The following is a 25400-nucleotide window of genomic DNA, read 5'->3' as shown; positions in this document are numbered from 1 at the left end:
TTGTGACAGAATATTGCTGACAGCGTATTACGCGGAATCTCGTGCCTGGCGGGCCATTTCTACAAGTTTTTTCCTTACGTCTGCCGCATCCTGCAAAGCTTCGGCAAAATCTATGCGTTTCACCTCGTCGCCCGAAGCTATGTCGATGCCTTCGGGATCGATTCCCGTCAGCTTCCAGTCGCCGTGCTTTGCCTTGGCGAAATGACGGGCATAGGCCGCCACTGCGTCGCTATGATCGGAATTCATGTGATCGATGGCGCGCTGCTCGCTCTCTTCCAATCCCGCAAGGGCGGGGCTGTCGCTCACAAGGTCGGAGCGCTTGAGAAGGTATGCCCTGGCGAAGCCGCCATTGAGGCTGGCGCCCGTTGGTTCGAGCCGGAAAAAGGAGAAATCGTTGAAACTGGCATAAAGCTTCGCCTTCGGCTGCCGGTTGAGATATCGCCGTTCTGCGCGGATATGCTCCGGCGTGCCGCGTTCCAGCTTCTCGGCCCGGCAATGCAGGGTGATGCGCGGATGGGCAAGCGGGTCGCCACGGCCGGGCTCGCCAAGAAGCAGGGAACAGCGTGGGTCGGCAAGCAGAGCGGCGGTGTGCGCCGAAAGCGCCGATACCAGGATCAGGGGGGCGGCGTCGAGATCGGTCGCAACCGCCACGCGGGTTGCCATCGGCGCACCCGTTTCAGGGTCGAGCGTCGCCAGCGCACCATATCGCGCGGAACGGATCAGCGATCGTGCCAGCGTGATCGCCTGTTCGTCTGTCTCCTGGATGACGTCTTTCTTCTCCTCGGTCACGAGGGATGCTCCTTGGTCACAAGAACTCAATCAGGATCGTCTATTCGCCGATCACGCCTGAGGCGGCAAGTCTTTCGGTTTCTTCCCGGTCGATCCCGTATCGTTCCAGCGAAGCAGCAGGTCGTGCCTCGCCTGAGACGATGCCGGGCGTGCGTGAAAAGCGCGGGGCAGGGGCCGGACGGGTGAGCCTGTCTGCCGCGATATGCGTCTTGCGGGCGCGGTTATGCGGATGCAGCGGCGCCTCCGTCAGCGAAAGCACTGGTGCAACGCATGCATCGGTCTCTTTGAACAGGGTTGCCCATTCGTCCCGGCTCTTCTGCTTCAGACGCGCTGCTATGGCGTCACGCATTTCCCCCCACAGGCTCTGGTCATATTGCGCCTTTGCAAAGCGCTCCTCCAGCGGCAGGAGTCGCGCGAATTCGGCGAAGAATTGCGGCTCCAGACAGGCGACGGCAACGTGCCGGCCATCGGACGTTTCATAGGTGTCGTAGAACGGGGCGCCGGAATCGAGCAGGTTCGAACCTCGACTGTCGCGCCAGAAGCCGGTCGCCAGGAAGGAGAAGAAGGGCGCAGCCAGCATGGAGGCGCCATCGATCATGGCAGCATCGACCACTTGCCCCTTGCCGGAACGGGAGCGTTCGAACAGCGCCGCCAGAATGCCGGCGATCAGGAACATCGTCCCGCCGCCATAATCGGCGACGAGATTGAGGGGCGGCACCGGCTTGCCGTCCTTCGGCCCAATGGCGTGCAACACGCCTGAATAGGCAAGATAGGTCAGGTCGTGGCCTGCGCGGTCTGCCAGCGGTCCGTCCTGGCCGAAACCGGTCATGCGGCCGTAAACGAGAGCCGGGTTGCGCGCCAGAACCTTTTCCGGGCCAGCGCCGAGGCGCTCCATGACACCTGGCCGGAAGCCCTCGATCAACACATCCGCTTTATCCGCGAGACGCAACAACAATTCCGCCCCTTCGGAATGCTTGAGGTCAATCTTCAGGATTTCGCGCCCATGCCGGTCGAGATCGAACTCCGGAGGTACCTGCAGGAAAGGCTGCGTTTTCGATTTCCGCTCTATGCGCAGCACCTCGGCACCCATTTCTGCCAACAGGAGTCCGGCCAGCGGCACGGGACCGAGCCCCGCCATCTCGATCACCTTGAGACCGGCGAGGGGACCGGCTCCGGTCCCGTCCGCGCTGCCGGCCGCCTTAGCCATCATCCGGCTGCCCTTTATCTGGGCGCCATGCGGATGGCGCCGTCGAGGCGGATCGTCTCGCCGTTCAGCATCTGGTTCTCCACGATATGGCACGCAAGCGAGGCATATTCGGAAGGCTCGCCGAGACGCGGCGGGAAGGGTACCTGCTGGCCGAGAGACTTCTGGGCTTCTTCGGGAAGTCCCGCCATCATCGGCGTCTTGAAGATGCCGGGAGCGATGGTGCAGACGCGGATGCCCGAACGCGACAGGTCGCGTGCGACGGGGAGCGTCAGGCCGACCACGCCGCCCTTCGAGGAAGAATAGGCAACCTGCCCGATCTGCCCGTCAAAGGCGGCGACGGAGGCCGTGTTGATGATGACGCCGCGCTCGCCGCCGTCCAGAGGCTCATTGTCCTGGGCGCGCGCCGCAAACAGCCTGATCATGTTGAAGGTGCCGATGAGATTGACCTCGAGCACTTTGCGATAAAGATCCAGCGGGTGCGGTCCGTCCTTGCCGACCGTCTTCATGGCGATGGCTATACCGGCGCAATTGACCAAAATCCTCGGCGCACCGAGCTTTTCGGCCGCTTCGGCAATGGCGGCCTCGCCGCCTTCGGCGCTGGAGACATCGCATTTGATCGCCAGGCCGCCGATATCCGCCGCGACCGTTTCCGCCCGGTCCATGCCGACGTCGAGAAGAGCGACTTTGGCGCCCTTGGCGGCGAGCACCCTTGCGGTCGCCTCGCCCAGCCCCGAACCGCCGCCGGTGACTATCGCAACCTGACCCGATGGATTCATGAATCTACCTCCAGCAATTGTTATAGTGTAACATATTCGGGGATCATCTTAGCGGGCCCCACATCAGGGGCGCAACCATCCTTCTGGAACCTCTGGTGGTGAAAATCGTTGCCCTCGAAACAAGAGAGGTGAGGGGTTTTCAGAGACGAATTCATGACTGACAGGATCAAAAGGCGGGAGGATTCAGAGTCCCTGCGTATCCTCATGCTGGAGGACAGCCGCTTCGATGCCGAATTGATCCTGGCGCATCTTGCGGATTTCGATCCCAATCCCATCGTGGTCCGTGCCGCTAGCCGCAAGGAGTACCTCGATGCTCTTGGTCAGGCGGATTTCGATGTGATCCTGGCAGACTATTCCGTGCCGGATTTCGAAGGAGTAAGCGCTCTCACGCTGGCCTCCGAACGCGCTCCCGACATTCCCTTCATCTTCGTTTCCGGTGTTCTGGGTGAGGAAATTGCCATCGAATCTGTCAAGAGAGGCGCAACGGACTATGTACTGAAGCAGCGTCTGTCCCGCTTGCCTGCCGCCATCGAAAGGGCACTTGCCGAAGCGCGCAAGCGGCAGGAACTCCGTAAGGCGGAGCAGCGGACGGAGCTTCTGGTCGCGGAACTGAGCCACCGGGTCAAGAACACCCTTGCGACCGTCATATCCATCGTGCGTCAGACGGCAAGGAAGAGCGTCGGCGTTGATGAGTTTCAGGATGCTTTGCTTGGCCGGCTCAATGCTCTGGCCAATGCCCATGCCCTTGTCCTGGAGGCAAACTGGCGGGAGGCTCATCTCGATCGCGTTCTGGAACGCGCCTTGCAGCCCTTTCCACAGATCCGCCCCAGGGTGATGGCGTCCGGTCCCACGGTGGAGGTGCAGCCCCGGGCGGTACTGGCCTTGACCCTCGTCTTTCACGAACTGGTGACCAATGCCATCAAACATGGCGCGCTGTCCTCGGAAGCAGGTTCCGTGACTGTCAAGTGGAGTGCCAAAAAGAACCCAGGCAACGCCGGGAACGTTACTCTTGTCTGGCGCGAGCAGGACGGTCCGCAGGTTATTGCCCCGGCCGGAAACGGGTTTGGAATGCTTCTTCTGGAGCGCAGTGCCCGATACGAGTTGGACGGTGAGGCCTGCCTGGAATTTCCGGAGACGGGGTTTGTCTGCAATCTCAGCTTTGCTGCAGGAGCAGCGGGCTGAACCGTACCGTTCGGTACGCCATGCTGCTCGAGGGGTTTGAGGATAGGGATTTCCTACTGTACCGGCCGGTACGCTCGTTGCATTGCGACGGCCATGTCGCTTCTTGTCCCTCTCACAAGATTGCAGTGCAGAAGCGCCAGCAGGCTGTCGAAACTGTAAGGCTTGGCAAGGCTGGGCATGCCGTCGAGCCTTTCCTTCATGCCCGGCAGGTCCGCATAGCCGCTGCACAGAACCAGCGGTACGGAATGCTCTTGCAGACGGTCGATCAGCGGGAAGGATAGCTCGCCGCGCAGATTGAGGTCGAGAATCGCTCCATCGAGCTTTTCATGCTCGGCCGCCTCCATGCCTTTGTCCAACCGGGCATAGGGGCCGATGACCTCGCAGCCCAGATCGCGCAGGAAATCCTCCAGCTCCATCGCCAGAAGCACATCATCCTCGACGATGAGGATGCGAAGATCCGCGAATTCCGTATTTTTCATTTTCGGACTTCAAGCCATTGTTTTGGTTTTTGTTAATTGGCTGCGGCACCGTGCGCGGCGTCCAACCTTCGCCGCACAATGATCCAAAAGCGATTCAGTTCCCGAAATTGTTCCAAATTTGGAAAAATTTGGGCCGGAGTGGCGCTGCAGCCACATTTCACCGCCGAACGACAGCTTTCAGCACATCCCTGACGCCGATGGCGCCGACAAAACGCGACCGCTCGTCGAACAGGGCGACAGGCGCCGTGTGGGACTGGTGCATGGCGTGCATGACTGTCTTTAGGGGTGTTCCCGCGCGCGCCCAGAAGACCCTCGGCTTGTCCGGAGGAAGCTCCTCGATATCGTCGCAGGAGGTCCAGATGGCTGGCTGGCCATTGCTCTCGGCATCGATGACCAGCATGTTCTCGTCGAATTTGAAGCGCGTCGTCTGGCGCCGGTCGAGCCAGAGCCAGCCTTCCCCCGCCGGCTCCAGGTCGCGCCAGTCGCGCATGACGTTCCAGGCGGTCAGAACGGACAGAGGATTCACGTTGGAGATGAAGTCGCCGACATAGGCGTTGGCGGGCCTGAGAACGATGTCCTCCGGCGTTCCCGTCTGCACGATGCGGCCACCTTCCATGATCGAAATCCTGTTGCCGATCTTGAGAGCTTCCTCGAGATCGTGGCTGACAAACAGGATCGTCTTTTTCAGCCGCTCCTGGAGCTCGAGCAGCTCGTCCTGCAGTTTTGTGCGGATCAACGGGTCGAGCGCGGAGAATGGCTCATCCATGAGCAGGATGGGCGCTTCCGTTGCGAAGGCGCGGGCAAGGCCGACGCGCTGCTGCATGCCGCCGGAAAGCTCATGGGCATATTTGCCCGACCATTCCTGCAAATGGACGAGCTCCAGTTGCCGCCTCACGCGCTCCTGCCGCTCCTTTGGCGGCACGCCGGCAAGCTCGAGGCCGAAGCCGACATTCTCGGCTACGGTGCGCCAGGGCAGGAGGGCGAATTGCTGGAACACCATGGCGACGCATTCGCGGCGGATCTTGCGCAATTCCTGCTCGGAACAGGAAACGACATCGGCCGACCAGTCGCCGTCATGCACGATCACCTCGCCGCGCGTGACCTTGTTCAGCCGGTTCACCGCGCGCAGCAGGGTCGATTTCCCCGAGCCGGAAAGGCCCATAAGCACGGATATTTCACCTTTCTCGACGGTCAGGTCGCAGCCCGCGCAGCCAAGTATTGCACCGGTCTTGTCCAGGATTTCGGCGCGCCCGGCGCCTGCATCGAGAAGTTTCAGCGCCTCGACCGTGTTCTTCTCCTTGCCGAAGATGATGTCGACCTTGCGGAAATCGACCGCGGCGCTCATCGTTCCTGCTCCCTGCCGATGCGGGCCATGCGGTCGAGTATGATGGCCAGCACAACGATGGCGAGGCCGGCCTCGAGCCCGAGCGGGATGTTGACCGAGTTCAGCGCGCGCACCACCGGCTTGCCGAGACCGTTGGCGCCGATCAGTGCCGCAATCACGACCATGGAGAGCGACAGCATGATGCATTGGGTGAGGCCGGCCATGATTGTCGGCAGGGCGGAGGGCAGTTCGACCTTCCACAGGAGCTGACCCTTGGTGGCTCCGAAGGCCTGTCCCGCCTCGATCATCGGCTTTGGCACCGAGGTTATGCCGAGATAGGTCAGCCGTATCGGGGCCGGCATGGCGAAGATCACGGTGACGATGAGGCCGGGGGCTGCTCCGAGCCCGAAAAGGATCAGAACCGGAATCAGATAGACGAAAGTCGGAAGGGTTTGCATGAGGTCGAGGATCGGCCTCAGCACCCGGTAGACGCGCTCATTGTGCGCGGCCCAGATGCCGATTGGCACGCCGATGGCCATGGATACGGTTGCCGCCGCCACGACGAGCACCAGTGTTTCCACTGTTTCCTGCCACAGACCCTGATTGATGATGAAGGCGAGGCCGAGCACCACGCCGATGGCGAGCTTCCAGGATTTCTGCAGCCACCATGCCAGGCCTGCGATCAGCAAGACCACGATGAACGGCGGCAGCCAGAAGATCGCCTGCGTCAGGCCACCGAGGATGGTTGCGAGCCAGTCGGCCAGGGTATCGAAGAGCCAGGTGAAGTTCGTTGTCAGGAAATCGAAGAAATCCCGGCCCCAGCGGCCGATGGGAATTTTCCACGCTGAAATCCACTCCGAAACCCAGTCCATTATTGCCCTCCAAAATGGCTTTGCTCAGTGCCGGATGCGTTCACCGGCAAGGATCATGAAAAAGCAAAGGCGGCCAATCTCCAAGAGTGGCCGCCTGCCGAACATCGTCCACGGCTCCGTCTACATTCCGAGTTTTTCCTGCACGGCCGCCAGCGCATCACCGCCGTCGAAGGTCGTGACGCCTTCGAGCCAGGGGCTGACGGCGTCGGGATTGGCCTTCAGCCAGTCGGCTGCGGCGGTTGCCGGTTCCTTGCCTTCATCGAGGATCGCGCCCATGATCTCGTTTTCCATTTCCAGCGAAAAGACGAGATTGTTGAGGAGCTTGCCCAGGTTGGGACATTCCTCTGTGAAACCCTTGCGGACATTGGTGTGAACGGTTGCACCGCCGAAATTGGGCCCGAAGACCTCATCGCCGCCCGACAGATATTCCATCTCGATGTTCGCGTTCATCGGGTGCGGCTCCCAGCCCAGGAACACCACATCCTCCTTGGACTGCACCGCGCGGCGCACCTGCGACAGCATGCCGGCCTCGGAACTTTCGACAAGCTCGAAATCCTTGAGGCCGAACTTGTCGTTCTCGATCATGTCGAGGATCAGCCGGTTGCCGTCATTGCCCGGCTCGATGCCATAGATCTTGCCGTCGAGCTTGTCCTGGAACTTCGCGATATCCTCGAAGCTCTTCAGGCCGGCCTCATAGGTGTAGGCTGGCACGGCAAGCGTATATTTCGCTCCTTCGAGATTGGTCACGACCGTCTCGACCGACCCGTCCTCGCGATAGGGCGCGATGTCGGCTTCCATGGTCGGCATCCAGTTGCCGAGAAAGACGTCGATATCGCCGTTCTTCAGGGAGGCATAAGTCACCGGGACCGAAAGCACCTGTGTCTCGGGCGTATAGCCGAGCGCTTCCAGGATCACCGAGGCCGTCGCCGTCGTCGCGGTGATGTCGGTCCAGCCCACATCGGAGAAGGTGACGTTCTGGCAACTTTCAGGTTCGGTGGCGAGGGCGATGCCAGAAGATACGGCCGTTGCCATACCCAGGGTGAGTGCGAGCTTGACGATGCGCGACATGACGATCTCCCATTGTTCCATTCTTTTGCGCGAGGTGCCGCCGTTCCGGCGGCGCCGGTAGGATCGCCAAGAACCAAACACCATTTCCGCGAGGTTTCAAGCGGAATGGCCGGACGGATTTGTTTCGGTCTAATGGCTTTTCGGTGGATGCGGATGCATTCCGTTTCCGGCTGCGGGCCGATCTCGGCTAAGGGAAGGTTCATACACCAATCGGAACACCGGGATGGCCAAGCTCTACTTCCATTACGCGACGATGAATGCGGGCAAATCGACCATGCTCCTGCAGGCGTCCTACAATTACCGCGAGCGCGGCATGCACACGGTACTCTTCGTTGCCGGCCACTACCGGAAGGGCATGAGCGGCTACATCTCCTCCCGAATCGGCCTCGATGCGGATGCGGAGATTTTCCGCGCCGGCGACGATCTGTTCGCACGCGTCGGCGAGCAGCATGCACGCAACACGGTTCACTATGTCTTCGTCGATGAGGCCCAGTTCCTTGAGGAAGAACAGGTCTGGCAGCTTGCAAGGGTGGCGGACCGGCTGGAAATACCGGTCATGTGCTACGGGCTCAGGACCGATTTTCAGGGCAGGCTGTTCTCGGGCTCGCAGGCGCTGCTGGCGATCGCCGACGAATTGCGCGAGGTGCGCACCATATGCCGCTGCGGCCGCAAGGCGACCATGGTCGTGCGCCTCGGGCCGGACGGCAGGGTGGCGAAGCAGGGCGCTCAGGTGGCGATCGGCAAGGATGTCTACGTTTCCCTGTGCCGCCGTCACTGGGAGGAGGAAATGGGGCGGATAGACCCGGACGACTTCATCGGTTTCATGAAGGGCTGATAGGGGTTCGGGGCCGTCCGCTATTGTGGACATTGCCGAAAGCCCTTATTTCACGGCTCCACGGGCCGCTTGCCGCGCCGCACAACCTTAAGGGACGTTGAGTGCTATACGCGATCTCCGATTTCTTCCGCGCGATCGGCCGCGGCATAGGCAGGTTCTTCTTCTGGCTCCTTTCGCCTTTCCGGGCCGTCGGGCGGTGGTTCACGCGACGCGGATGGATCCTGCGCGGCGTTTTCACATTGGTGGTGCTTGGGCTGATCGGGCTCTACGGTTATTTCTTCTGGCAGACGCAGCTCTGGACGAATTTCAATCCCGACTATGTCGCGGCCTACAATCTCGAAAGCCGCAACCTTTCGGCCGGCGCGCAGGTCGCGGCAACGCAAGGCGCACAGACGGCCGAAAGCTGCGGGCGTTCGGCCATTGCCGATGTCGCGGCCGACCTGACGACCTTCAATGTCGACGAGAATGCATGGATTTCGTCCATGATCCTCTACAAGCTCGGCTTCTTCGGGCTCGATTGGGACCGCACGCCTTTCTTCGACAACAAGGCCTCGTTTCAGCGCGGCGTGAACCAGGCGGTGCGCCGCACCGCCGTCGAACTGGTCGACACGCTCGGCCGGGTGCGCGGCACGTCGCAGATCGATTCCGACCTGCAAAGCGCGCGTGAAAGCCTGCAGTTCAGCGAGACGACCTGGTATTTCGAGCTGTCGCCGTTCGGCCCCAAGACGCCGACACCCGCCTTCTATCGCGATGCGGCGCGCAAGCTGAAAAGCTTCAACGACCGTCTCGCGGCCTGCAATGCCACTTTCGATGCGCGGGCCGACAACCTCATCCAGTTCCTTGACCGGATCGCCAGCGATCTCGGCTCGACCTCCGCCATCCTGCGGGAGCGTTCGGAGCATCACAATGGCGGCTGGTTCGATACGCGCGGCGACGACCGCTTCTGGTTCGCCTATGGCCAGCTTTACGGCTATTACGGCATCCTGCATGCGGCAAGCGCCGATTTCCACGAGGTCATCCGTCAGCGCGCGCTTGGCCCGCTTTGGGATCAGACCGAAGAGCAGTTCCGCGCCGCCTTGCGTATCCAGCCCGCCATCATCTCCAATGGCCGCGAGGACGGCTGGATCATGCCGACGCATCTGGCGACCATGGGATTCTATATCCTGCGCGCCCGCTCCAATCTGGTGGAGCTGAGGCAGGTGTTGGACCGGTAGGCAATAGGCAGTCGGCAATCGTCAGTAGGCAACAGGCAATCGGATAGCCGGAAGCGATATCTCAGGCTGAGGGAACATGCGCCAACAGTTTCCGACTGCCGATTGCCTCTTGCCGAATACCGACCGTCTCCCTGTCGCAATCCGTGCATTCAGTGGCTGTTTTGAGACGGCACGGGGCGACTGTCGCGCGCTTCTATGCGCGCCGTCCGGACGCTTCCGCGTCGCATTCAGACAATCCGGGGAACGGAAACATGGCCGAATTCAAATCTGACATCGAGATCGCCCGCGCCGCCGACAAGAAGCCGATCCAGGAGATCGGTGCCAGGCTCGGAATTCCTCCCGAGCATCTTCTGCCATACGGCCATGACAAGGCGAAGGTTTCGGCCGGGTATATCAAGCAGGTCCGGGGCAACCGGGAAGGCAAGCTCATCCTCGTCACGGCCATCAATCCGACGCCGGCGGGCGAGGGCAAGACGACGACCACGGTCGGCCTGGGTGATGGGCTCAACCGCATCGGCAAAAAGGCTGTCATCTGCATTCGCGAAGCCTCTCTGGGTCCCAATTTCGGCATGAAAGGCGGCGCTGCCGGCGGCGGCCGGGCGCAGGTGGTGCCGATGGAGGACATGAACCTCCACTTCACCGGCGATTTCCACGCCATCACCACGGCGCACAACCTGCTCGCCGCGCTGATCGACAACCACATTTATTGGGGCAACGAGCAGGGCATCGACATACGCCGCATCTCCTGGCGCCGTGTCATGGACATGAACGACCGGGCGCTCCGGCACGTCGTCGTGTCGCTCGGCGGCGTCGCCAACGGCTTTCCGCGCGAGGCCGGCTTCGACATCACGGTCGCTTCCGAGGTGATGGCGATCCTGTGCCTTGCCAGCGATCTTCGTGATCTGGAAAAGCGCCTCGGGGACATCATCATCGGCTATCGCCGCGACAGGTCGCCCGTCCATGCCCGCGACATCAAGGCCGACGGCGCGATGGCGGTTTTGCTCAAGGAGGCCATGCAGCCCAACCTGGTGCAGACGCTCGAGAACAACCCGGCCTTCGTCCATGGCGGCCCCTTCGCCAATATCGCCCATGGCTGCAATTCGGTGGTCGCCACCACCACGGCGCTCAGGCTTGCCGACTATGTGGTGACCGAGGCAGGCTTCGGTGCCGATCTGGGAGCGGAGAAGTTCTTCGACATCAAGTGCCGCAAGGCGGGGCTGAAGCCAGCGGCGGCGGTCATCGTGGCCACCGTGCGCGCTCTGAAGATGAATGGCGGCGTCAAGAAGGAGGAGCTCGGCAAGGAGGATCTGGCTGCCCTGAAAAAGGGCTGCGCCAATCTCGGCCGCCACATCGAGAACGTCCGCCAGTTCGGTGTGCCGGCCGTGGTCGCCATCAACCATTTCCATTCCGATACCGAGGCTGAAATCCGGGCCGTCAAGGAATATGTGGCCTCCTTGGGCGAGGAAGCGGTGCTGTGCCGGCATTGGGCGGAGGGTTCCGCCGGCATAGAGGAACTGGCGCACAAGGTGGTGGGGCTTGCCGAATCCGGCAGCTCGCAATTTGCGCCCCTCTATCCCGACGACATGCCGCTCTTCGAGAAGATCAACACCATCGTCAAGCGCATCTATCGCGGCTCGGAGGCGATCGCAGACAAATCGGTGCGCGATCAGCTCCACCAATGGGAGGCGCAAGGCTACGGCAATCTCCCCGTCTGCATGGCCAAGACCCAATATTCCTTCTCGACCGACCCGAACCTGCGCGGCGCGCCAGTCGATCACGTGGTGCCGGTGCGCGAGGTGCGCCTGTCTGCCGGGGCCGGCTTCGTGGTGGCGGTCTGCGGCGAGATCATGACCATGCCCGGCCTGCCGAAGTCGCCAGCCTCGGAACGGATTTTCCTCAATGAGCAGGGGCAGATAGAAGGGCTCTTTTAGCCTTCTTCTCAGATCCGCCTAGACCAGGGACCACGTGCGCGGAAACGGCCGAAACGGAAGCCTTCCGGCATGGCCGCGCGCACCATCATCATCTCGCCTATGTTCTCGTGGGTGATCAGGCCCACCAGGCGCTCGCTGCTGTCGAGGACGGCAACGGCAGGGACGGTCTTCTGCTGCATGGCGCGAAAGGCCTCCGCCAGCGAGTTGCGTTTGTGGATGACCGGAATGTCGGTGCGCATGGCGCTCACGACCGACGCATCCGGCCCGCTTTCCTTCAGGGCGCGTATCATGTCGTTGCGCATCAAAAGGCCTTCGATCTGCCCCGCAGGGTCGACGACAGGGAATTCGTTCTGTGTCGTGGCAAGGAGCTTGTCGATCGCATCCGCTATGCTTGCCGAACGGTCAAGCCGGGCGAATTCCGTTACCATCACGTCGCTCACGAGGACGCTGGCGGAAATGTCGCGTATCTGCGCGCTCTGGGCTTCCGACGCGGCGGCCAGATAGACGAAGATGGCGATGAAGATGAGGATCGGATTGTAGAGAAGCCCGAGAAAACCGAAGAGAAAGGCGAGGCCCTGCCCGATGGAGGCAGCGATCTGCGTCGCCCTGGACCATGACAGCCGTGTGGCAAGCAGGGCGCGCAGGACGCGACCGCCGTCCATGGGAAAGGCCGGGATGAGATTGAAGAGCACGAGGAAGACGTTGACACCCGCCAGCCGGACCAGGAAATCCGCGCGCGGGTTCTCGATCGCGGCCATCTGATCGATACCCGTCACGCCGCCCAGGGCCAGGAATATGAGCGCCGCGATCACGACATTGACCAGCGGCCCGGCGATGGCGATGACGAATTCCTTGCCGGGCTCCTCCGGCATACGCTCCAGCCGCGCCAGCCCGCCGATCGGCAGCAGCGTGATGTCGGGCGTGCGGATGCCGTAGCGGCGCGCGGCGAACACATGGCCGAACTCGTGCAGGACGACGCATGCAAAGACGGCGACAACGAATGCGACGCCCTCCCAGGCGGCGGTTGTTCCGCCGATGCGGTAGTGCATGAACCAGATCCATACGAGCAGAAGCACGAAGGTGACATGCACCTTCACCACTGTTCCGCCGATCTTGCCGATATTGAAAGACCAGGTCATGCGACTGAAACCCTCCGCCCATTCGAAAACGGCACAGATACCTTAGGATGACATTTGCGCCGTGACGCCCCATTTTCAAGGCCGTCATTCGCGGGCTGCTGCTCGCCCGACCAGCAGAAAGGGGTAAAAGGAGCGAAATGGCCTTCATGATCACCGATCTCGTGCAGGGAATAAAACATAGGCGAGAGGCTATATTGCCTGCGGCGATCTTCGCCGTCCTGGCCTTTGGCATCTATGCCTTCCTTGCCATCGCCGACGAGGTGGGCGAGAACGAGATTGCCGGCTTCGATACTTATCTCCTGCTTCTCTTCCGTGATCCGTCTGACCCGTCGCAACCGGTCGGGCCGCCCTGGCTGGAGGAAACCGTCACCGAGATAACCGCGCTTGGCGGCTATCCCATCGTGGTCGTCGTGGTGAGTGTCGTCATCGGTTTCCTGCTGGTGTCGCGGAAATACGGGCCGGCGCTGTTCGTGCTCCTGTCGACTTCGACCGGCGCGCTGGCAAGCCACCTGCTCAAGCTGCACTACGAGCGTCCGCGTCCCGATGTCGTGGACCACCTGGTCTCCATCCATACCGCGAGTTTCCCGAGCGGCCACGCGACCATGAGCACGGTCGTCTATCTGACGCTCGCCTCCCTGGTCATCCGGCTGGTGGATGAGTTCCGCGTGCGCGTTTATGTGGTGGCCGTGGCGGTGCTGAKGGCMCKGGCGGTCGGGATCAGCCGCGTCTATCTCGGCGTGCACTGGCCGAGCGACGTCGCGGCCGGATGGGCGCTCGGCGTGGCATGGGCGAGCTTGTCCTGGCTGGTGGTCTCGATGCTGCAATTCCAACGCCGCAGGAGACAACAATCTCCTGACAAGAAACATCGGATTGCCGATTGACAGATAGTTGATTTAGACAATAATTTAGTTGCTAAAGTCAATTATGATGTCGGCCATGAAACCGGACTCCGCTACCCTCGACAGCCAGATCGCGACCGTCAGGCGTTTCACCCGTTTCTACACGCGCCAGATCGGCCTGCTGGAAAGCAAGCTTCTGAAAAGTGCCTTCTCCCTCACGGAGGCGCGCATCCTCTATGAACTCGCAAATCGCGACGGCGTCACTGCGTCCGAACTCGTGAAGGATCTCGGCCTCGACCCGGGATATCTCAGCCGGATCTTAAAACGGTTCGAGCATCAGGGCCTTTTGAGCCGAGCGCCGTCGCCGCAGGATGGGCGGCAGTCCGTTCTGACGATCACGGAGGCAGGCCGCGCCGCTTTCGGTCCGCTTGATCGTGGAAGCGTGGAGCAGGTTGCCGGGATGCTCGAGGCGCTGAGGCCAGAGCAGCGGCGGAAGCTCACCAATTCGATGGAAACGATCGAGCGGCTGCTCGGCAAGGCCCCGGACGCCGCCGTTCCCTACATTCTCCGTTCGCACAGGCCCGGCGATATGGGCTGGATCATCCATAGACAGATGGTCCTCTACAACAGCGAGTATGGCTGGGACGAAGGCTATGAGGCGCTCATATCGGAAATCCTCGGCAACTTCCTGAAAAACTTCGATCCGAAATATGAAAACGCCTGGATCGCTGAGCGGGAAGGGGAGATCGTGGGCTCCGTCTTCGTGGTCCGGCAGTCGCATGAGGTGGCGAAGCTGCGGCTTCTCTTTGTGGAGCCGGCGGCGCGCGGCCTCGGGATCGGCCGGCGTCTGGTGGACGAATGCATCCGGTTCTCGAGGCAACGGGGCTACAAGACACTGACACTGTGGACCAACGACGTGCTGGTTTCGGCGCGCCGTATCTATCAGGCTGCAGGGTTCAGGCTGGTCGAGGAGGAAAAGCACCATTCCTTCGGCAAGGATCTGGTGGGGCAGAACTGGGAACTGAGCCTGTGACTTGGAATCCTGCTTGCTCCTTCTCCTTATCTCGCTTATTGAAAGCACCATGAAGATCGTTTCGACCGCAAATCTCTGGTGGTGGGCTCGCTGACAGCGGCCACGGGTGCGTTTGCGCGAAAGTTCGAGGATGGCCGCAGGTGAAGACCGGGCGGCCATTTTTGCTTTCGGCTTCCCGGCAAAGCCTGGAAAGAGAGGGAAGCAGGAAATGAGCGTGGAAGTTCTGGAGAACGGAGCCGAGAGGTTCGTTACGGCGGGCGGCATCGCGATTACCCGCGAGCGCCACGAGACGGCTTATGAAGGCGCGATCGAAGCATATATCGACGCTCTGGATTCCCGGCGCGGCGCGGTATTCTCCTCCAATTACGAATATCCGGGCCGCTACACGCGCTGGGATACGGCCATCGTCAATCCGCCGCTCGTGATTTCCTCGCATGGAAGGGCCATGCGGATCGAGGCGCTGAATACGCGCGGCGAGATGCTGATGCCGGTCCTCGCCGCGGCTGTCGAAAAGCTTGCCGAAGTGACTATAACGGAAAGCAATTCGCGCCTTGTGGCTCTCCAGGTGGCGGAACCGGATCATGTCTTTTCCGAGGAGGAGCGGTCACGCGTCCCCTCCGTCTTCACAGTTTTGCGGGCGATAATCCATCTCTTCCACACCGAGAACGATTCCAATCTCGGCCTCTACGGCGCTTTCGGCTATGATCTCGCTTTCCAGTTCGATCCGGTCGAACTGAAGCTCGAGCGCCCCGCCAGCCAGCGTGACCTGGTGCTCTACCTCCCGGATGAGATCCTCGTGGTCGACCATCATCAGGCCAAGGCCTGGCATGACCGTTACGACTATTCCGGTGCGGGCTTTTCTACCAATGGGCTGCTTCGCGAAGGGGTCGACGAGCCTTTCGTGCCTTCCGGTCAGATTCCGCCGCGGGCCGATCACGAGCCCGGTGAATATGCCAAGCTGGTAGAGAAAGCCAAGGAAAGCTTCCGGCGCGGTGATCTCTTCGAGGTGGTTCCGGGCCAGATGTTCTTCGAGCGCTGCGAGAGCCGGCCGTCGGACATTTCGCGCCGGCTGAAGCAGATCAACCCGTCGCCTTATTCCTTCTTCATCAATCTCGGCGAGAGCGAGTATCTCATCGGCGCCTCGCCGGAAATGTTTGTGCGGGTGAATGGAAGGCGGGTGGAGACTTGCCCGATCTCCGGCACGATCAAACGCGGCGACGATGCGATTTCCGATTCAGAACAAATCCTCAAGCTGTTGAATTCAAAGAAGGATGAGTCGGAGCTCACCATGTGCTCCGATGTCGACCGCAACGACAAGAGCCGGGTCTGCGAGCCAGGGTCGGTGCGTGTCATCGGTCGGCGGCAGATCGAGATGTATTCCCGGCTGATCCACACCGTCGATCATATCGAGGGGCGTCTGCGCGAGGGCATGGATGCTTTCGACGCCTTCCTCAGCCATGCCTGGGCTGTGACGGTGACTGGCGCGCCCAAGCTATGGGCCATGCGCTTCATCGAAAATCACGAGAAAAGCCCGCGCGCCTGGTATGGCGGTGCGATCGGCATGGTGCATTTCAACGGCGACATGAATACCGGGCTGACGCTGCGCACCATCCGCATCAAGGACGGCATAGCCTCAGTGCGTGCCGGTGCGACGCTTCTATACGATTCCGATCCGAATGAGGAGGAAGCCGAAACCGAGCTGAAGGCCGCCGCCATGCTGTCGGCGATCCGCGAGGCTGGCGCGAAGAATTCTTCCGCAGAGGCGCGCCCGGCGGCGCGGGTGGGCGAGGGGACTCGCATCCTGCTCGTCGATCACGAGGATTCCTTCGTCCATACGCTCGCCAATTATTTCCGCCAGACCGGCGCTCATGTGACGACTGTGCGCAGTCCGGTTCTGGACGATGTGTTCGAGCATGTGCGCCCGGATCTGGTCGTGCTGTCGCCCGGCCCCGGTCTGCCGAAAGATTTCGACTGTGCGGCGACGGTCAGGCGTGCGCGGCAGCGCGAATTGCCGATCTTCGGCGTCTGCCTCGGCCTGCAGGCTCTGGCCGAAGCCTATGGCGGCGAGTTGCGCCAGCTTCATGAGCCGGTGCATGGCAAGCCGTCGCGCATCCGCGTCAATAATGAAGGCATCATCTTCTCCGGCCTGCCGAAGGAGGTTACCGTCGGCCGCTATCATTCGATATTCGCCGATCCGGTGCGTCTGCCGGCAGAATTCGACGTGACGGCGGAGACCGAGGACGGTGTGGTCATGGCCTTCGAGCACCGCAAGGAGCCGGTGGCGGCGGTCCAGTTCCATCCTGAATCGATCATGACCCTTGGCCAGAATGCCGGCATGCGGATGATCGAGAATGTGGTGGCTCATCTGCAGCGCCGCACCAAGGTAAAGGCTGCTTAGGGCGAGATGATTCCATCCGGGTTCATTTCGCTCTGACACCGCCACTTTCGGGACACGTGATGCAGGACAAGGTCCGGCGGCTCGCCTTCTGGTCGATCATCGTGGCATTTGCCGTTCTCGGTCTGAAATTCGCGGCCTGGTGGCTGACGGGTTCGGTCGCATTGTTCTCCGACGCGCTCGAATCGATCGTCAATGTCGTCGCCTCCACCGTCGCCTTCTATGCGATCGGCGTGTCGCAACTGCCGCCGGATGCCAACCATCCCTTCGGTCATCATAAGGCGGAGTATTTTTCCGCCGTCACCGAAGGTGTGCTGATCGTCGTGGCCGCGCTCCTGATCTTCCGCGAGGCTGCACTTGCTCTGATCGAACCGCAGCCGCTCGATGCTCCAGCGCTCGGCCTTGCTGTCAATATGGTGGCCACGGCCCTCAATGCGGTTTGGGCATGGCTGCTGGTTTCCACCGGACGGCGCGAGCGCTCGCCCGCGCTGGTCGCGGATGGAAAGCATCTGTGGTCTGATGTGGTCACTTCCGCCGGCGTCTTCGCCGGCCTTGTGCTGGCGCTCTCCACGGGCTGGTTCTGGCTCGATCCGGCGCTCGCCATCGTGGTGGCGGCCAACATCCTTTGGCAGGGTTGGCTTCTCGTGCGTTCTTCCGTGCAAGGGCTGATGGATGTCGCCCTCGACGATAATGATCTGACCAGGATCAGGCGCATCGTGGAGGAGAATTCCGGCGAGGCGCTGGAATTCCATGACGTGAAATCACGCGAGGCGGGCAGGGCGCGCTTCCTCGAATTCCATCTCGTCGTCCCTTCCGACATGACAGTGGAGACCTCGCATGAAATCTGCGACCGCATCGAGGATGCACTGATATCCGCCATGCCGGGGCTCCGCGTCACCATTCACGTGGAGCCGGCCCATAAGGCGAAGTTCAACTAGCGGTCACGATCACCGGCTTGTCGGGCATGGGGAAGAAGCGGAAATAGGGTGTGGTCTCTTCATAGATACGCTGGAACGAGGGGCGTGCCATCAGACGGGCGGCATAAGCCCTGAGCGCCGGACGGTCTCCGATCGGCACCACTGCATTGGCATAGAAGAGGGCAGGCGTGGCCGCGCAATCGGCCAGGGTGAAATCCTCGCCGATCGCCCATTGCCTGCCGGTCATGTGCTCCTCCAGCAGATCGTAGGACTGCAGCAATAGCGCCTTGGCCTGCTCGACGCCGAAGGGGTCGCTCTTGCCCTCGGGACGGATGCGGTCGGTGACGATCTTCTGCATGGGCTCCTGGACATATTGGTCGAAGAAACGATCCCACATGCGGGTCTGCCATGCTGCTTCGGGGGTGGCAGGGACGAAGCGGATCGTGCCGGGATGGAAGGCGTCGAGATATTCGATGACAATCGTGGATTCCGCCACCGTGGCGCCACGCTCTCCGTCACGCAGCACCGGCATCTTGGCCATCGGCCAGACGCGCTTGAAGGCGGCTGTGGACGCCTCGTCGGCCAGATCGACAATAACCGGCTCGAACGGGATTTCGTTCTCGTAGAAGGCGATCAGCACCTTATGGCAGAACGAGGCTAGTGGATGAAAGTAGAGCTCGAGCGGCATGGCTCTTTTCCTGTGGTTGATGTGGGAGGCGGTTACTTTTGGCTGCAAGGATAGCAAAAATCGCCCCATTTCGGCTTGCAGGCTTGCAGGGGCGGCTTTTTCTGCGGTCCTGCCCCTGAAGCCAGATGATTTTCGCTCACACCATGGGCCAAAGTTGGGTCATCCGTCGGCTTACCCGCCCACCGCATAGGTCAGCACCACCCCGCCGGTCTTGAGCGCGCGCGTATCTTCGAGGCGCATCTTGATCTGCCGGTCGCGCGTCTTGAACAGCGGATTGCCTCCGCCCAGCACCACCGGCGCGAGGCAGATCCGGTATTCGTCGACGAGCCCGGCCTTGAGGAGGGAAGCGAGCAGGTCGGCGCTGCCGAACACATAGACGTCCTTCCCCTCCTGCGCCTTCAACTCCCTGACCGCCTCCACGGCATCGCCCTTCAGAAGCCGGGTATTGTTCCATGTCGCCTCCTCGAGCGTGCGGGTCGCCACCGCCTTCTCGATCGAATTCATCATGTCGGCAATATCCCCGGTCTCCTTGGTCCAGTAGTCGGCCATGCCCTCATAAGTGCGCCGCCCGAAAAGCAACGTGCCGATCTCCTTGCCCTGCTCGAGCGAGAACTCCTGCAATTCATCTCCCCAGACCGTCTCGTGGAAGCCGAGGTCCCACGGGCTCCCGCCCTCGAAATAGCCATCGAGCGTCATCACGTTCCAAGCCACCAATCGTCTCATCCCTTTGTCTCCCTTGTTGGAATGGTTTGCCGTACTCTTTCATCTGGTCGGCCGGAGCTGCCGGTTGCCGCCCCTCCGGTCACCACGGCATTGAGGTCCCTATGGAGCCCACTCAGGCGGGAACGTAGGTCAGCCTGACCGTGCCCTCGCAGATAAGATCGCTGGCCGCGAGACGCAGTTTCGGGCGCGCTCCGGCGAAGAATCGCTGGCCCTGGCCAACCACGACGGGGTGGAAGTAAAGGCGGTATTCATCGATCAAGCCGAGACCGGCGAGGCCCCCCGCAAGATTCGGCCCGGCAACGGCGATTTCGCCTGCGAGCCGGTTCTTGAGGTCCCGTATCACCGTCTCGACGTTTTCCCCGATGAGGGTGGCGTTGGGGCCGACCGATTTCAATGTGCGCGATGCGACCCACTTCGGTTGGCGCCGCCATTCTGCTGCGAACTCGCGTTCCTCCGCAGTCCATTCAGGATGATCGTCATCCCAGTAACGCATGATCTCATACATACGGCTCCCGTACACGGAGCCGGCAAGGCCGCGCTCATATTCTATCCAGTGACGAAAGAGCTGAGGCCCCGGCGCGAATTTCTCGTGATCGACATAGCCGTCCAGGGACAGGTTCATTCCGAAGACAAGCTTGGCCATGTGCTCCTCCATGCGAGTCCCGCTGGCGCTCCCTCGGCTCGGCGAGATCTTTCAAACAGTTCCAGCGCGGCTTGAATGGCCGCCTGAAAATGTGATTGCATTTTGCAACTGGTTGAACCATAAGTGAACTGATTTTATTTTGCAACTGGTTTTTTGGAGAATGGGATTTGGCCGCTAAAACGGAAAACGCGGAAGCCCATCGCTCGGGCTGCCCGATCAACCTCACGCTCGAGGTGCTGGGGGACAAATGGTCCCTCATCGTCGTGCGCGATATGATGTTTGGGAACCGCAGGCATTTTCGCGAGCTGCTTTCGCAGAACGAGGAAGGTATTGCCTCCAATATTCTCGCCGATCGCCTGCGTCGCCTCATGGCAGAGGGCGTCATCACTAAACAGGACGATCCCAGCCACAAGCAGAAGGCGATCTACAGCCTGACGGAGATGGGGATCGAGCTTGTTCCCGTATTCGCAGCCATCGGCGCCTGGGGGCGCAAATGGCTGCCGGTCAGCGAGGAATTGTCGATTCGCGCGCAGCTGTTGGAGGAGGGCGGGCCGGCTTTGTGGGAGGATTTCATGGCCGATCTGCGCGAGGAGCATCTCGGCATGCCATCTTCCCGCCCGGAGGGGCAGCCGGCGGTCTATGAGGAAGTGATGCGTCGGAAGGCAGCAATCTGNGCCGATCTGCGCGAGGAGCATCTCGGCATGCCATCTTCGGTCCGCGAGCGGCTGCAGGCGGCTTATGAGGAAGTGATGCGTCGGAAGGCAGCAATCTGAGTCCGGGCTCGCCTCCGCAAGAAGTCACAAGACATGATGAAACCTGCAAGGAAGATCCTGCCTCTTGCCTCTAAGCCGAGGCTCGGCTATCAGTTGCGCCCATGACGATCGACCAGCGCATGCAGTTCATTTGCCGCACCGCCGCCAAGGGCGCGCCGGCGCATGCGCTTTCCTCGCTCCTTCTTCTCGGCCTTAGCGGCGATCGCCGGGTCCGTTGAAGGGGCGCCCGGCGATCGATGTCGCCGCGGCAGCGGAATGCTCCTTCCCGAACACATCCGATTGATGACCTGAAAGGCAGCCGGCTCGTGTGATGCGCCAGGCGCCGGGAGAAAGAGCAGATGGACGCAAATATCGAACCTCAAGACCGATCGGACGCTCCGCGGACTATGCAGCGCAAGGGCATGCCGGATGCGGCCCGCAAATACAGCCCGTATCCCCTCGTCGGACTGGACGACCGCACCTGGCCATCCAAACGCATCGAAAAGGCCCCGATCTGGTGTTCCGTGGACCTGCGTGATGGCAACCAGGCCCTGATCGATCCCATGGGACATGACCGCAAGGCGCGCATGTTTCAGCTTCTGTTGGAGATGGGCTTCAAGGAGATTGAGATCGGCTTTCCTTCCGCCTCGCAGACCGATTTCGACTTTGCGCGCTGGGCGATCACCGAAGGCAATGTCCCCGACGACGTTTCGCTGCAGGTGCTGGTGCAGTGCCGACCGGAGCTGATCGCGCGTACCTTCGAGGCGCTGGAAGGCGCTCACCACCCGATTGTGCATTTCTACAATTCGACAAGCGAACTGCAGCGGCGCGTGGTGTTCGAGAAGGACGTGGCAGGCATCAAGCAGATCGCGACCGACGCGGCCAAGATGATCACCGACATGGCGGCGAAGGCGGGCGGCGGCTACCGTTTCGAATATTCGCCGGAAAGCTTCACCGGCACGGAACTCGAGGTGGCGTTGGAAATCTGCAATGCCGTCATCGAGATCGTCAATCCGACGCCGCAGGACAAGCTGATCATAAACCTGCCTTCGACCGTCGAGATGGCCACGCCGAACATCTATGCCGACCAGATCGAATGGATGTGCCGCAATCTCGACCGGCGCGACAGCCTGATCGTCTCCCTGCATCCTCACAACGATCGCGGCACCGGCGTGGCGGCGACGGAACTGGGCCTGATGGCCGGCGCCGATCGCGTCGAGGGCACCTTGTTCGGCAATGGCGAGCGCACCGGCAATGTCGATGTGGTCACGCTGGCGCTCAATATGTATACGCAGGGCGTCGATCCCGAACTGGACTGCTCCGACATCAATCGCATGAAGGATGTCTTCGAATACTCCAACCAGCTCCGCATACCGGAACGGCACCCCTATGTGGGCGAACTGGTCTACACCGCCTTTTCCGGCTCGCATCAGGACGCCATCAACAAGGGCATGAAGGCTCTTTCCAGGGCGAACAAGACATTGTGGGAAGTTCCCTATCTGCCCATCGACCCGAAGGATGTCGGCCGCAGCTACGAGGCGATCATCCGCATCAACTCGCAGTCGGGCAAAGGCGGCATCGCCTATATCATGCAGGCCGATTACGGGCTGAATCTGCCGCGCAACCTGCAGATCGAGTTCCGCGAGGACATCCAGGCGATCACCGACACAGAGGGCAGGGAACTGCCGTCGAAGCAGATCTATGACCGCTTCCTCGAACTCTATGTCGATCAGCCTGGCGCACGCCTGAAATTCGTCGATCACCGCACCTATCCTGATGCCGAGGTGAAGGGCCGGCGGGTGGTGGAGGCGACCATCACCGACAATGGCAAGGAGATCACGGTGACCGGCACCGGCACCGGGCCGATCGACGGCTTCGTCGACGCGCTTTCCCGCCACATCGGCAAGGAGATGACCGTGCACGACTATTCCGAGCATTCCATCCAGCGCGGCTCCAATGCCGCGGCCATCTCCTATGTCGAGATCGAGCATCCTGGCGGCCGGCTTTTCGGCGTCGGCATCAACACCAATATCGTCACTGCCTCGCTCGAGGCGGTGGTATCGGCGGCCAATCGGATCATCGCGTGAGCGACGTCCTTTACGCGCGGGAAAAGGGGAAGGGCGGTCAGACGATCGTCCTCCTGCACGGCTTCGGCGGAGATCACTCCGAATGGACCGACATCCAGCCCAATCTGGCGCGGGACGGGCTGGTGCTCGCCTATGACCTTCCGGGGCATGGCCGTTCTCTCGGCGTTCCGGGAGCCGGCTCCGCCACGGCAGCGGCCAAGGCGGTGCTTGCCGATCTTGCCCGGCGCGGCATTGCCCGCGCGCATATTGCGGGGTTTTCGATGGGCGGCGCCGTTGCCGCCCTTATCGCGTTGAGAGCGCCGGACACGGTTGCCTCCCTCACATTGATCGCGCCTGGCGGCTTCGGGCCGGAAATCAGCGAGCCGCTGCTGCGCCGCTTTGCCTCTCCTGCCAGTGCCGATGAATTGCGGGCGGCGATGAACGACATGACGGCGCCTGATTTCTCCATGCCGACCAAAAACGTGGCGGCGGTTGCCGCCGTCCGCTCGCTTCCCGGCCAGAGGGAGAAGCTTGAGGAGATCGTCGCCGTCATCGCCAAGGACAGCCGGCAGGGGGAAATCTCGCGCGAAAGCCTTGCCGGCCTTGAGATGCCCGTTTCGGTGATCTGGGGTACTGAGGACCCTGTATTGCCCTTCACGCAATCCGCTGGATTGCCGGCCGGCTTCAAGCTGCATGTGGTGCCGGATGCCGGGCACATGCTGCCCGTGGAGGCGCGCAAGCTCGTGACGACCGTCATCCGCGGCACGGTCCGAGGCGCCTCGTAAGCGTGGCATTGGCCCCACGATCATGCTAATAAAGGTTGCCGCTTGTGCGTGGGGTACCCTTCGATGAGTGATCCGATTCCGAGTCCAAATATTGGGGAGCAGCCACAACGGCTCTCCGATGCGATACGCGAGGTGCGTGTCGCGACGGCGGATCGCGACGACGTGGTGGTCGATCTGCGCGAGGCGCAGCGCACACGGCTGGAACTTCTGGCGCAGGAACTGGCGCCCGTCTTCGCCGAGGTGCCCGAGGACAATCCGAATTTCGATTTTGCCATTTCCTCCGGCGAACAGCCCAGACTGTGGATCGATGCCGTCAGCCATGTCACCATGGGGCGCGACCGTCGCACCTATCGCTTCCTGCGCGACACCCGTCTCGGCCGGATCGTGCTGGCGGAATCGACCGATCTCCACGCGGTGGCCGAGCAGGTCACCCGTTACATAGCTGAGCGCATCGTGGAGCGCGAGCGCTTCCTCGAAGGGGATCTGGAAAGCCATATCCGCAATGAACTGCTGGGCTATGTGACTCCGGCAAATTCGCGTTCGAGCGCGCTGGGCGCGTTCTTCTCCGGGCTCGTGCTGGTGATAGCGGGCGGAGCGGTCGGCGTGGTGGCGATGCTTTTCTACCTGTCGCTGAAATATCCGGAGCTCGGGATCGGCTTCTGACCGCCGCTCACGATCGCTGCTCAAGCCGGGATGCGGTCGCCGGATACAAGGAGCTGCGAGGACAGTTCGCAAATCTCGGGCGATTTTCCATTGCTTCCGCGCCGGGTCAGCCGCACCTGCCAGGCGCCGGGTGCGCCGACGATCTCGAAAAGATTGTAGTGGCCGGCCGGTTTGCGGCTGCCGTGGCTCTGTCCGGCAGCGGCCACGCCAACGACCGGGACGCTGCCTTCGAGGCCGTCGAGCCAGTGCACCGTGGCCAGATGCGTGTGTCCGTGGAGGACGAGTTCCGCGCCATAGGCCTTCAGCATCTTCTTGAAGCGGGAAATGCCGAGCAGGCGCTTGTGCGGGCTGGTTGCGCCGCGGATCGGCGGATGATGGATCATGATCACGCGAAAAAGCGAGCGTTCGCCGGCCTCCTTGAGGAAGGCAGCCGTGCGTTCGGCCTGTTCTTCCTGGAAATAGCCGCTGGCGAGAAAGGGAGCCGTGGCGCGCGCCGAGGATATGCCGATCAGCGCGACCGGCCCGCGCACGCGCATATAGGGAAAGGAATGGCGGTCGATCGGGCCGTTATGACCGTCGCCTCTCATCCATGGGCCCCAGGCGCGACAGGCCTTGTCGAGAGCGCCGGGAACATAGGCATCGTGATTGCCTGGAACGACCGAGATCCGGTCCGGCTCGCCCAACCCCTCGAGCCACAGGCGCGCCATCTCGATCTCGCTGTCGAGGGCCAGGTTCACAAGGTCCCCGGTCAAGGCGATGTGGTCGGGTGCGGCCGCCACCATGTCGTCCGTCAGCCGGTCTATGATGCCATTGTCGAGCTTGATACGGCGCCTGCGGTGCCAGTTGATATAGCCCGTGATACGCTTCGAGATCAGTTGGCGATAGGATATGCGGGGTAGAGGGCCAAGATGGATATCGGAGAAATGCGCGAGCCTGAACATGGAATCTCTGTAGTCCACGCGGAACCGGGTTTCCACCTTTTCGGTAATCCGGCGTGAGCAATCCGTCTTCGTCGTCCGCGGCTTCCCGCCGGCCTTCGCGCCTTGTCATCAGGCTTTTTCACCTCTGGTTCCTGCTGCG

Annotated in this window: 24 protein-coding genes; 12 read left to right on the top strand and 12 right to left on the bottom strand. The window is 61.6% G+C overall.

Features of this window, described 5'->3' with window-relative positions; all coding sequences use genetic code 11:
* Window positions 1–27 precede the first annotated feature (27 nt).
* Genes L598_RS08130 through L598_RS08120 form a run of 3 tightly spaced genes read right to left on the bottom strand, consistent with a single transcriptional unit; the run spans window position 28 to window position 2772 of the window.
* On the bottom strand, window positions 28–789 hold the full coding sequence (locus L598_RS08130) for a HugZ family protein (protein ID WP_144861478.1): 762 nt from the start codon (window positions 787–789) through the stop codon (window positions 28–30).
* Between the two features lie 40 nt (window positions 790–829).
* Window positions 830–1996 carry a CaiB/BaiF CoA-transferase family protein gene (locus tag L598_RS08125; RefSeq protein WP_144861477.1) on the bottom strand — a complete coding sequence of 389 codons (1167 nt, stop codon included), beginning with the start codon at window positions 1994–1996 and terminating at the stop codon, window positions 830–832.
* Between the two features lie 14 nt (window positions 1997–2010).
* Window positions 2011–2772 carry a 3-hydroxyacyl-CoA dehydrogenase gene (locus tag L598_RS08120; protein WP_144861476.1) on the bottom strand — a complete coding sequence of 254 codons (762 nt, stop codon included), beginning with the start codon at window positions 2770–2772 and terminating at the stop codon, window positions 2011–2013.
* 153 nt (window positions 2773–2925) lie between these two features.
* On the opposite strand from L598_RS08120, the gene L598_RS08115 reads away from it, so the two are divergent.
* Window positions 2926–3954, top strand: a complete 1029-nt coding sequence (locus L598_RS08115; RefSeq protein ID WP_144861475.1) for an HWE histidine kinase domain-containing protein — start codon at window positions 2926–2928, stop codon at window positions 3952–3954.
* Window positions 3955–4007: 53 nt separating this feature from the next.
* Here L598_RS08115 and L598_RS08110 read toward each other — a convergent pair whose 3' ends face one another.
* From L598_RS08110 to L598_RS08095, 4 genes are all read right to left on the bottom strand, one after another.
* The gene (locus L598_RS08110; protein WP_144861474.1) at window positions 4008–4433 is read right to left on the bottom strand and encodes a response regulator; all 426 of its coding nucleotides are present in this window, start codon (window positions 4431–4433) and stop codon (window positions 4008–4010) included.
* 157 nt (window positions 4434–4590) lie between these two features.
* Entirely contained in the window at window positions 4591–5778 is a 1188-nt protein-coding gene (gene choV / locus L598_RS08105) for a choline ABC transporter ATP-binding protein (protein WP_144861473.1), read from the bottom strand.
* Window positions 5775–6629 carry a choline ABC transporter permease subunit gene (gene choW, locus L598_RS08100; RefSeq protein ID WP_144861472.1) on the bottom strand — a complete coding sequence of 285 codons (855 nt, stop codon included), beginning with the start codon at window positions 6627–6629 and terminating at the stop codon, window positions 5775–5777. Before choW ends, choV begins: the two co-directional genes overlap by 4 nt.
* Before the next feature lie 120 nt (window positions 6630–6749).
* A complete protein-coding gene (locus L598_RS08095) occupies window positions 6750–7697 on the bottom strand; it encodes a choline ABC transporter substrate-binding protein (RefSeq protein ID WP_144861471.1) in 948 nt (315 codons plus the stop codon).
* 223 nt (window positions 7698–7920) lie between these two features.
* Here L598_RS08095 and L598_RS08090 point away from each other — a divergent pair, with 223 nt between their 5' ends.
* From L598_RS08090 to L598_RS08080, 3 genes are all read left to right on the top strand, one after another.
* Window positions 7921–8532 (top strand): thymidine kinase, encoded by a 612-nt coding sequence (locus tag L598_RS08090; protein WP_144861470.1) that lies wholly within the window; start codon window positions 7921–7923, stop codon window positions 8530–8532.
* A gap of 101 nt (window positions 8533–8633) precedes the next feature.
* On the top strand, window positions 8634–9746 hold the full coding sequence (locus L598_RS08085; RefSeq protein ID WP_144861469.1) for a DUF2333 family protein: 1113 nt from the start codon (window positions 8634–8636) through the stop codon (window positions 9744–9746).
* Window positions 9747–9997: 251 nt separating this feature from the next.
* A complete protein-coding gene (locus tag L598_RS08080; RefSeq protein ID WP_144861468.1) occupies window positions 9998–11677 on the top strand; it encodes a formate--tetrahydrofolate ligase in 1680 nt (559 codons plus the stop codon).
* A gap of 8 nt (window positions 11678–11685) precedes the next feature.
* On the opposite strand, the gene L598_RS08075 is transcribed toward L598_RS08080, so the two are convergent.
* Window positions 11686–12816: a site-2 protease family protein gene (locus L598_RS08075; protein WP_144861467.1), complete on the bottom strand. Its 1131-nt coding sequence runs from the start codon at window positions 12814–12816 to the stop codon at window positions 11686–11688.
* Between the two features lie 137 nt (window positions 12817–12953).
* On the opposite strand from L598_RS08075, the gene L598_RS08070 reads away from it, so the two are divergent.
* The 4 genes from L598_RS08070 (at window position 12954) to L598_RS08055 (ending at window position 18021) form a co-directional block, all read left to right on the top strand.
* Window positions 12954–13697 (top strand): phosphatase PAP2 family protein, encoded by a 744-nt coding sequence (locus L598_RS08070; RefSeq protein WP_144861466.1) that lies wholly within the window; start codon window positions 12954–12956, stop codon window positions 13695–13697.
* 55 nt (window positions 13698–13752) lie between these two features.
* Window positions 13753–14688 (top strand): helix-turn-helix domain-containing GNAT family N-acetyltransferase, encoded by a 936-nt coding sequence (locus tag L598_RS08065; protein WP_246658676.1) that lies wholly within the window; start codon window positions 13753–13755, stop codon window positions 14686–14688.
* A gap of 208 nt (window positions 14689–14896) precedes the next feature.
* Window positions 14897–17086: an anthranilate synthase gene (locus tag L598_RS08060; protein WP_144861464.1), complete on the top strand. Its 2190-nt coding sequence runs from the start codon at window positions 14897–14899 to the stop codon at window positions 17084–17086.
* A gap of 59 nt (window positions 17087–17145) precedes the next feature.
* Window positions 17146–18021, top strand: coding sequence for a cation diffusion facilitator family transporter (locus tag L598_RS08055; RefSeq protein WP_144861463.1), 876 nt, complete (start codon window positions 17146–17148; stop codon window positions 18019–18021).
* Here L598_RS08055 and L598_RS08050 read toward each other — a convergent pair.
* The 3 genes from L598_RS08050 to L598_RS08040 all read right to left on the bottom strand — a co-directional run bounded on the left by L598_RS08050 (window position 18014) and on the right by L598_RS08040 (window position 20054).
* Window positions 18014–18688 carry a glutathione S-transferase family protein gene (locus L598_RS08050; protein ID WP_144861462.1) on the bottom strand — a complete coding sequence of 225 codons (675 nt, stop codon included), beginning with the start codon at window positions 18686–18688 and terminating at the stop codon, window positions 18014–18016. The two genes, L598_RS08055 and L598_RS08050, sit on opposite strands and share 8 nt — an antisense overlap.
* Window positions 18689–18859: 171 nt before the next feature.
* Window positions 18860–19411 (bottom strand): dihydrofolate reductase family protein, encoded by a 552-nt coding sequence (locus L598_RS08045; RefSeq protein ID WP_144861461.1) that lies wholly within the window; start codon window positions 19409–19411, stop codon window positions 18860–18862.
* Window positions 19412–19523: 112 nt separating this feature from the next.
* Window positions 19524–20054: a dihydrofolate reductase family protein gene (locus tag L598_RS08040; protein ID WP_144861460.1), complete on the bottom strand. Its 531-nt coding sequence runs from the start codon at window positions 20052–20054 to the stop codon at window positions 19524–19526.
* A gap of 167 nt (window positions 20055–20221) precedes the next feature.
* On the opposite strand from L598_RS08040, the gene L598_RS08035 reads away from it, so the two are divergent.
* The 4 genes from L598_RS08035 (at window position 20222) to L598_RS08020 (ending at window position 24320) form a co-directional block, all read left to right on the top strand.
* On the top strand, window positions 20222–20827 hold the full coding sequence (locus L598_RS08035; protein WP_144861459.1) for a helix-turn-helix domain-containing protein: 606 nt from the start codon (window positions 20222–20224) through the stop codon (window positions 20825–20827).
* A 401-nt stretch (window positions 20828–21228) separates the two neighbouring features.
* The gene (gene leuA / locus L598_RS08030; RefSeq protein ID WP_186444964.1) at window positions 21229–22893 is read left to right on the top strand and encodes a 2-isopropylmalate synthase; all 1665 of its coding nucleotides are present in this window, start codon (window positions 21229–21231) and stop codon (window positions 22891–22893) included.
* A complete protein-coding gene (locus tag L598_RS08025; protein WP_144861457.1) occupies window positions 22890–23657 on the top strand; it encodes an alpha/beta fold hydrolase in 768 nt (255 codons plus the stop codon). The genes leuA and L598_RS08025 overlap by 4 nt, the downstream gene beginning before the upstream one ends.
* A 63-nt stretch (window positions 23658–23720) precedes the next feature.
* The gene (locus L598_RS08020) at window positions 23721–24320 is read left to right on the top strand and encodes a hypothetical protein (protein ID WP_144861456.1); all 600 of its coding nucleotides are present in this window, start codon (window positions 23721–23723) and stop codon (window positions 24318–24320) included.
* A 20-nt stretch (window positions 24321–24340) separates the two neighbouring features.
* Here the strand turns inward: L598_RS08020 and L598_RS08015 are convergent, their stop codons facing one another.
* Entirely contained in the window at window positions 24341–25261 is a 921-nt protein-coding gene (locus L598_RS08015; protein ID WP_144861490.1) for a metallophosphoesterase, read from the bottom strand.
* Between the last annotated feature and the right edge of the window lie 139 nt (window positions 25262–25400).

Source organism: Mesorhizobium sp. J18, from assembly GCF_007829525.1.
Taxonomy (GTDB): Bacteria; Pseudomonadota; Alphaproteobacteria; order Rhizobiales; family Rhizobiaceae; genus VLJP01.
Note: the sequence above shows the minus strand (reverse complement) of the source record. Positions and strands in the feature narration are given on the sequence as shown.

What these genes read in the sequence shown, in the direction of transcription:
- L598_RS08090 (WP_144861470.1), top strand. Translation starts at nt 7,921, where the DNA reads ATGGCCAAGCTCTACTTCCATTACGCGACGATGAATGCGGGCAAATCG.
- L598_RS08050 (WP_144861462.1), bottom strand. Translation starts at nt 18,688, where the DNA reads ATGCCGCTCGAGCTCTACTTTCATCCACTAGCCTCGTTCTGCCATAAG.
- L598_RS08075 (WP_144861467.1), bottom strand. Translation starts at nt 12,816, where the DNA reads ATGACCTGGTCTTTCAATATCGGCAAGATCGGCGGAACAGTGGTGAAG.
- L598_RS08045 (WP_144861461.1), bottom strand. Translation starts at nt 19,411, where the DNA reads ATGAGACGATTGGTGGCTTGGAACGTGATGACGCTCGATGGCTATTTC.
- L598_RS08115 (WP_144861475.1), top strand. Translation starts at nt 2,926, where the DNA reads ATGACTGACAGGATCAAAAGGCGGGAGGATTCAGAGTCCCTGCGTATC.
- L598_RS08015 (WP_144861490.1), bottom strand. Translation starts at nt 25,261, where the DNA reads ATGTTCAGGCTCGCGCATTTCTCCGATATCCATCTTGGCCCTCTACCC.
- leuA (WP_186444964.1), top strand. Translation starts at nt 21,229, where the DNA reads ATGCCGGATGCGGCCCGCAAATACAGCCCGTATCCCCTCGTCGGACTG.
- choV (WP_144861473.1), bottom strand. Translation starts at nt 5,778, where the DNA reads ATGAGCGCCGCGGTCGATTTCCGCAAGGTCGACATCATCTTCGGCAAG.
- choW (WP_144861472.1), bottom strand. Translation starts at nt 6,629, where the DNA reads ATGGACTGGGTTTCGGAGTGGATTTCAGCGTGGAAAATTCCCATCGGC.
- L598_RS08110 (WP_144861474.1), bottom strand. Translation starts at nt 4,433, where the DNA reads ATGAAAAATACGGAATTCGCGGATCTTCGCATCCTCATCGTCGAGGAT.
- L598_RS08125 (WP_144861477.1), bottom strand. Translation starts at nt 1,996, where the DNA reads ATGGCTAAGGCGGCCGGCAGCGCGGACGGGACCGGAGCCGGTCCCCTC.
- L598_RS08040 (WP_144861460.1), bottom strand. Translation starts at nt 20,054, where the DNA reads ATGGCCAAGCTTGTCTTCGGAATGAACCTGTCCCTGGACGGCTATGTC.
- L598_RS08095 (WP_144861471.1), bottom strand. Translation starts at nt 7,697, where the DNA reads ATGTCGCGCATCGTCAAGCTCGCACTCACCCTGGGTATGGCAACGGCC.
- L598_RS08065 (WP_246658676.1), top strand. Translation starts at nt 13,753, where the DNA reads ATGAAACCGGACTCCGCTACCCTCGACAGCCAGATCGCGACCGTCAGG.
- L598_RS08020 (WP_144861456.1), top strand. Translation starts at nt 23,721, where the DNA reads ATGAGTGATCCGATTCCGAGTCCAAATATTGGGGAGCAGCCACAACGG.
- L598_RS08055 (WP_144861463.1), top strand. Translation starts at nt 17,146, where the DNA reads ATGCAGGACAAGGTCCGGCGGCTCGCCTTCTGGTCGATCATCGTGGCA.
- L598_RS08080 (WP_144861468.1), top strand. Translation starts at nt 9,998, where the DNA reads ATGGCCGAATTCAAATCTGACATCGAGATCGCCCGCGCCGCCGACAAG.
- L598_RS08060 (WP_144861464.1), top strand. Translation starts at nt 14,897, where the DNA reads ATGAGCGTGGAAGTTCTGGAGAACGGAGCCGAGAGGTTCGTTACGGCG.
- L598_RS08120 (WP_144861476.1), bottom strand. Translation starts at nt 2,772, where the DNA reads ATGAATCCATCGGGTCAGGTTGCGATAGTCACCGGCGGCGGTTCGGGG.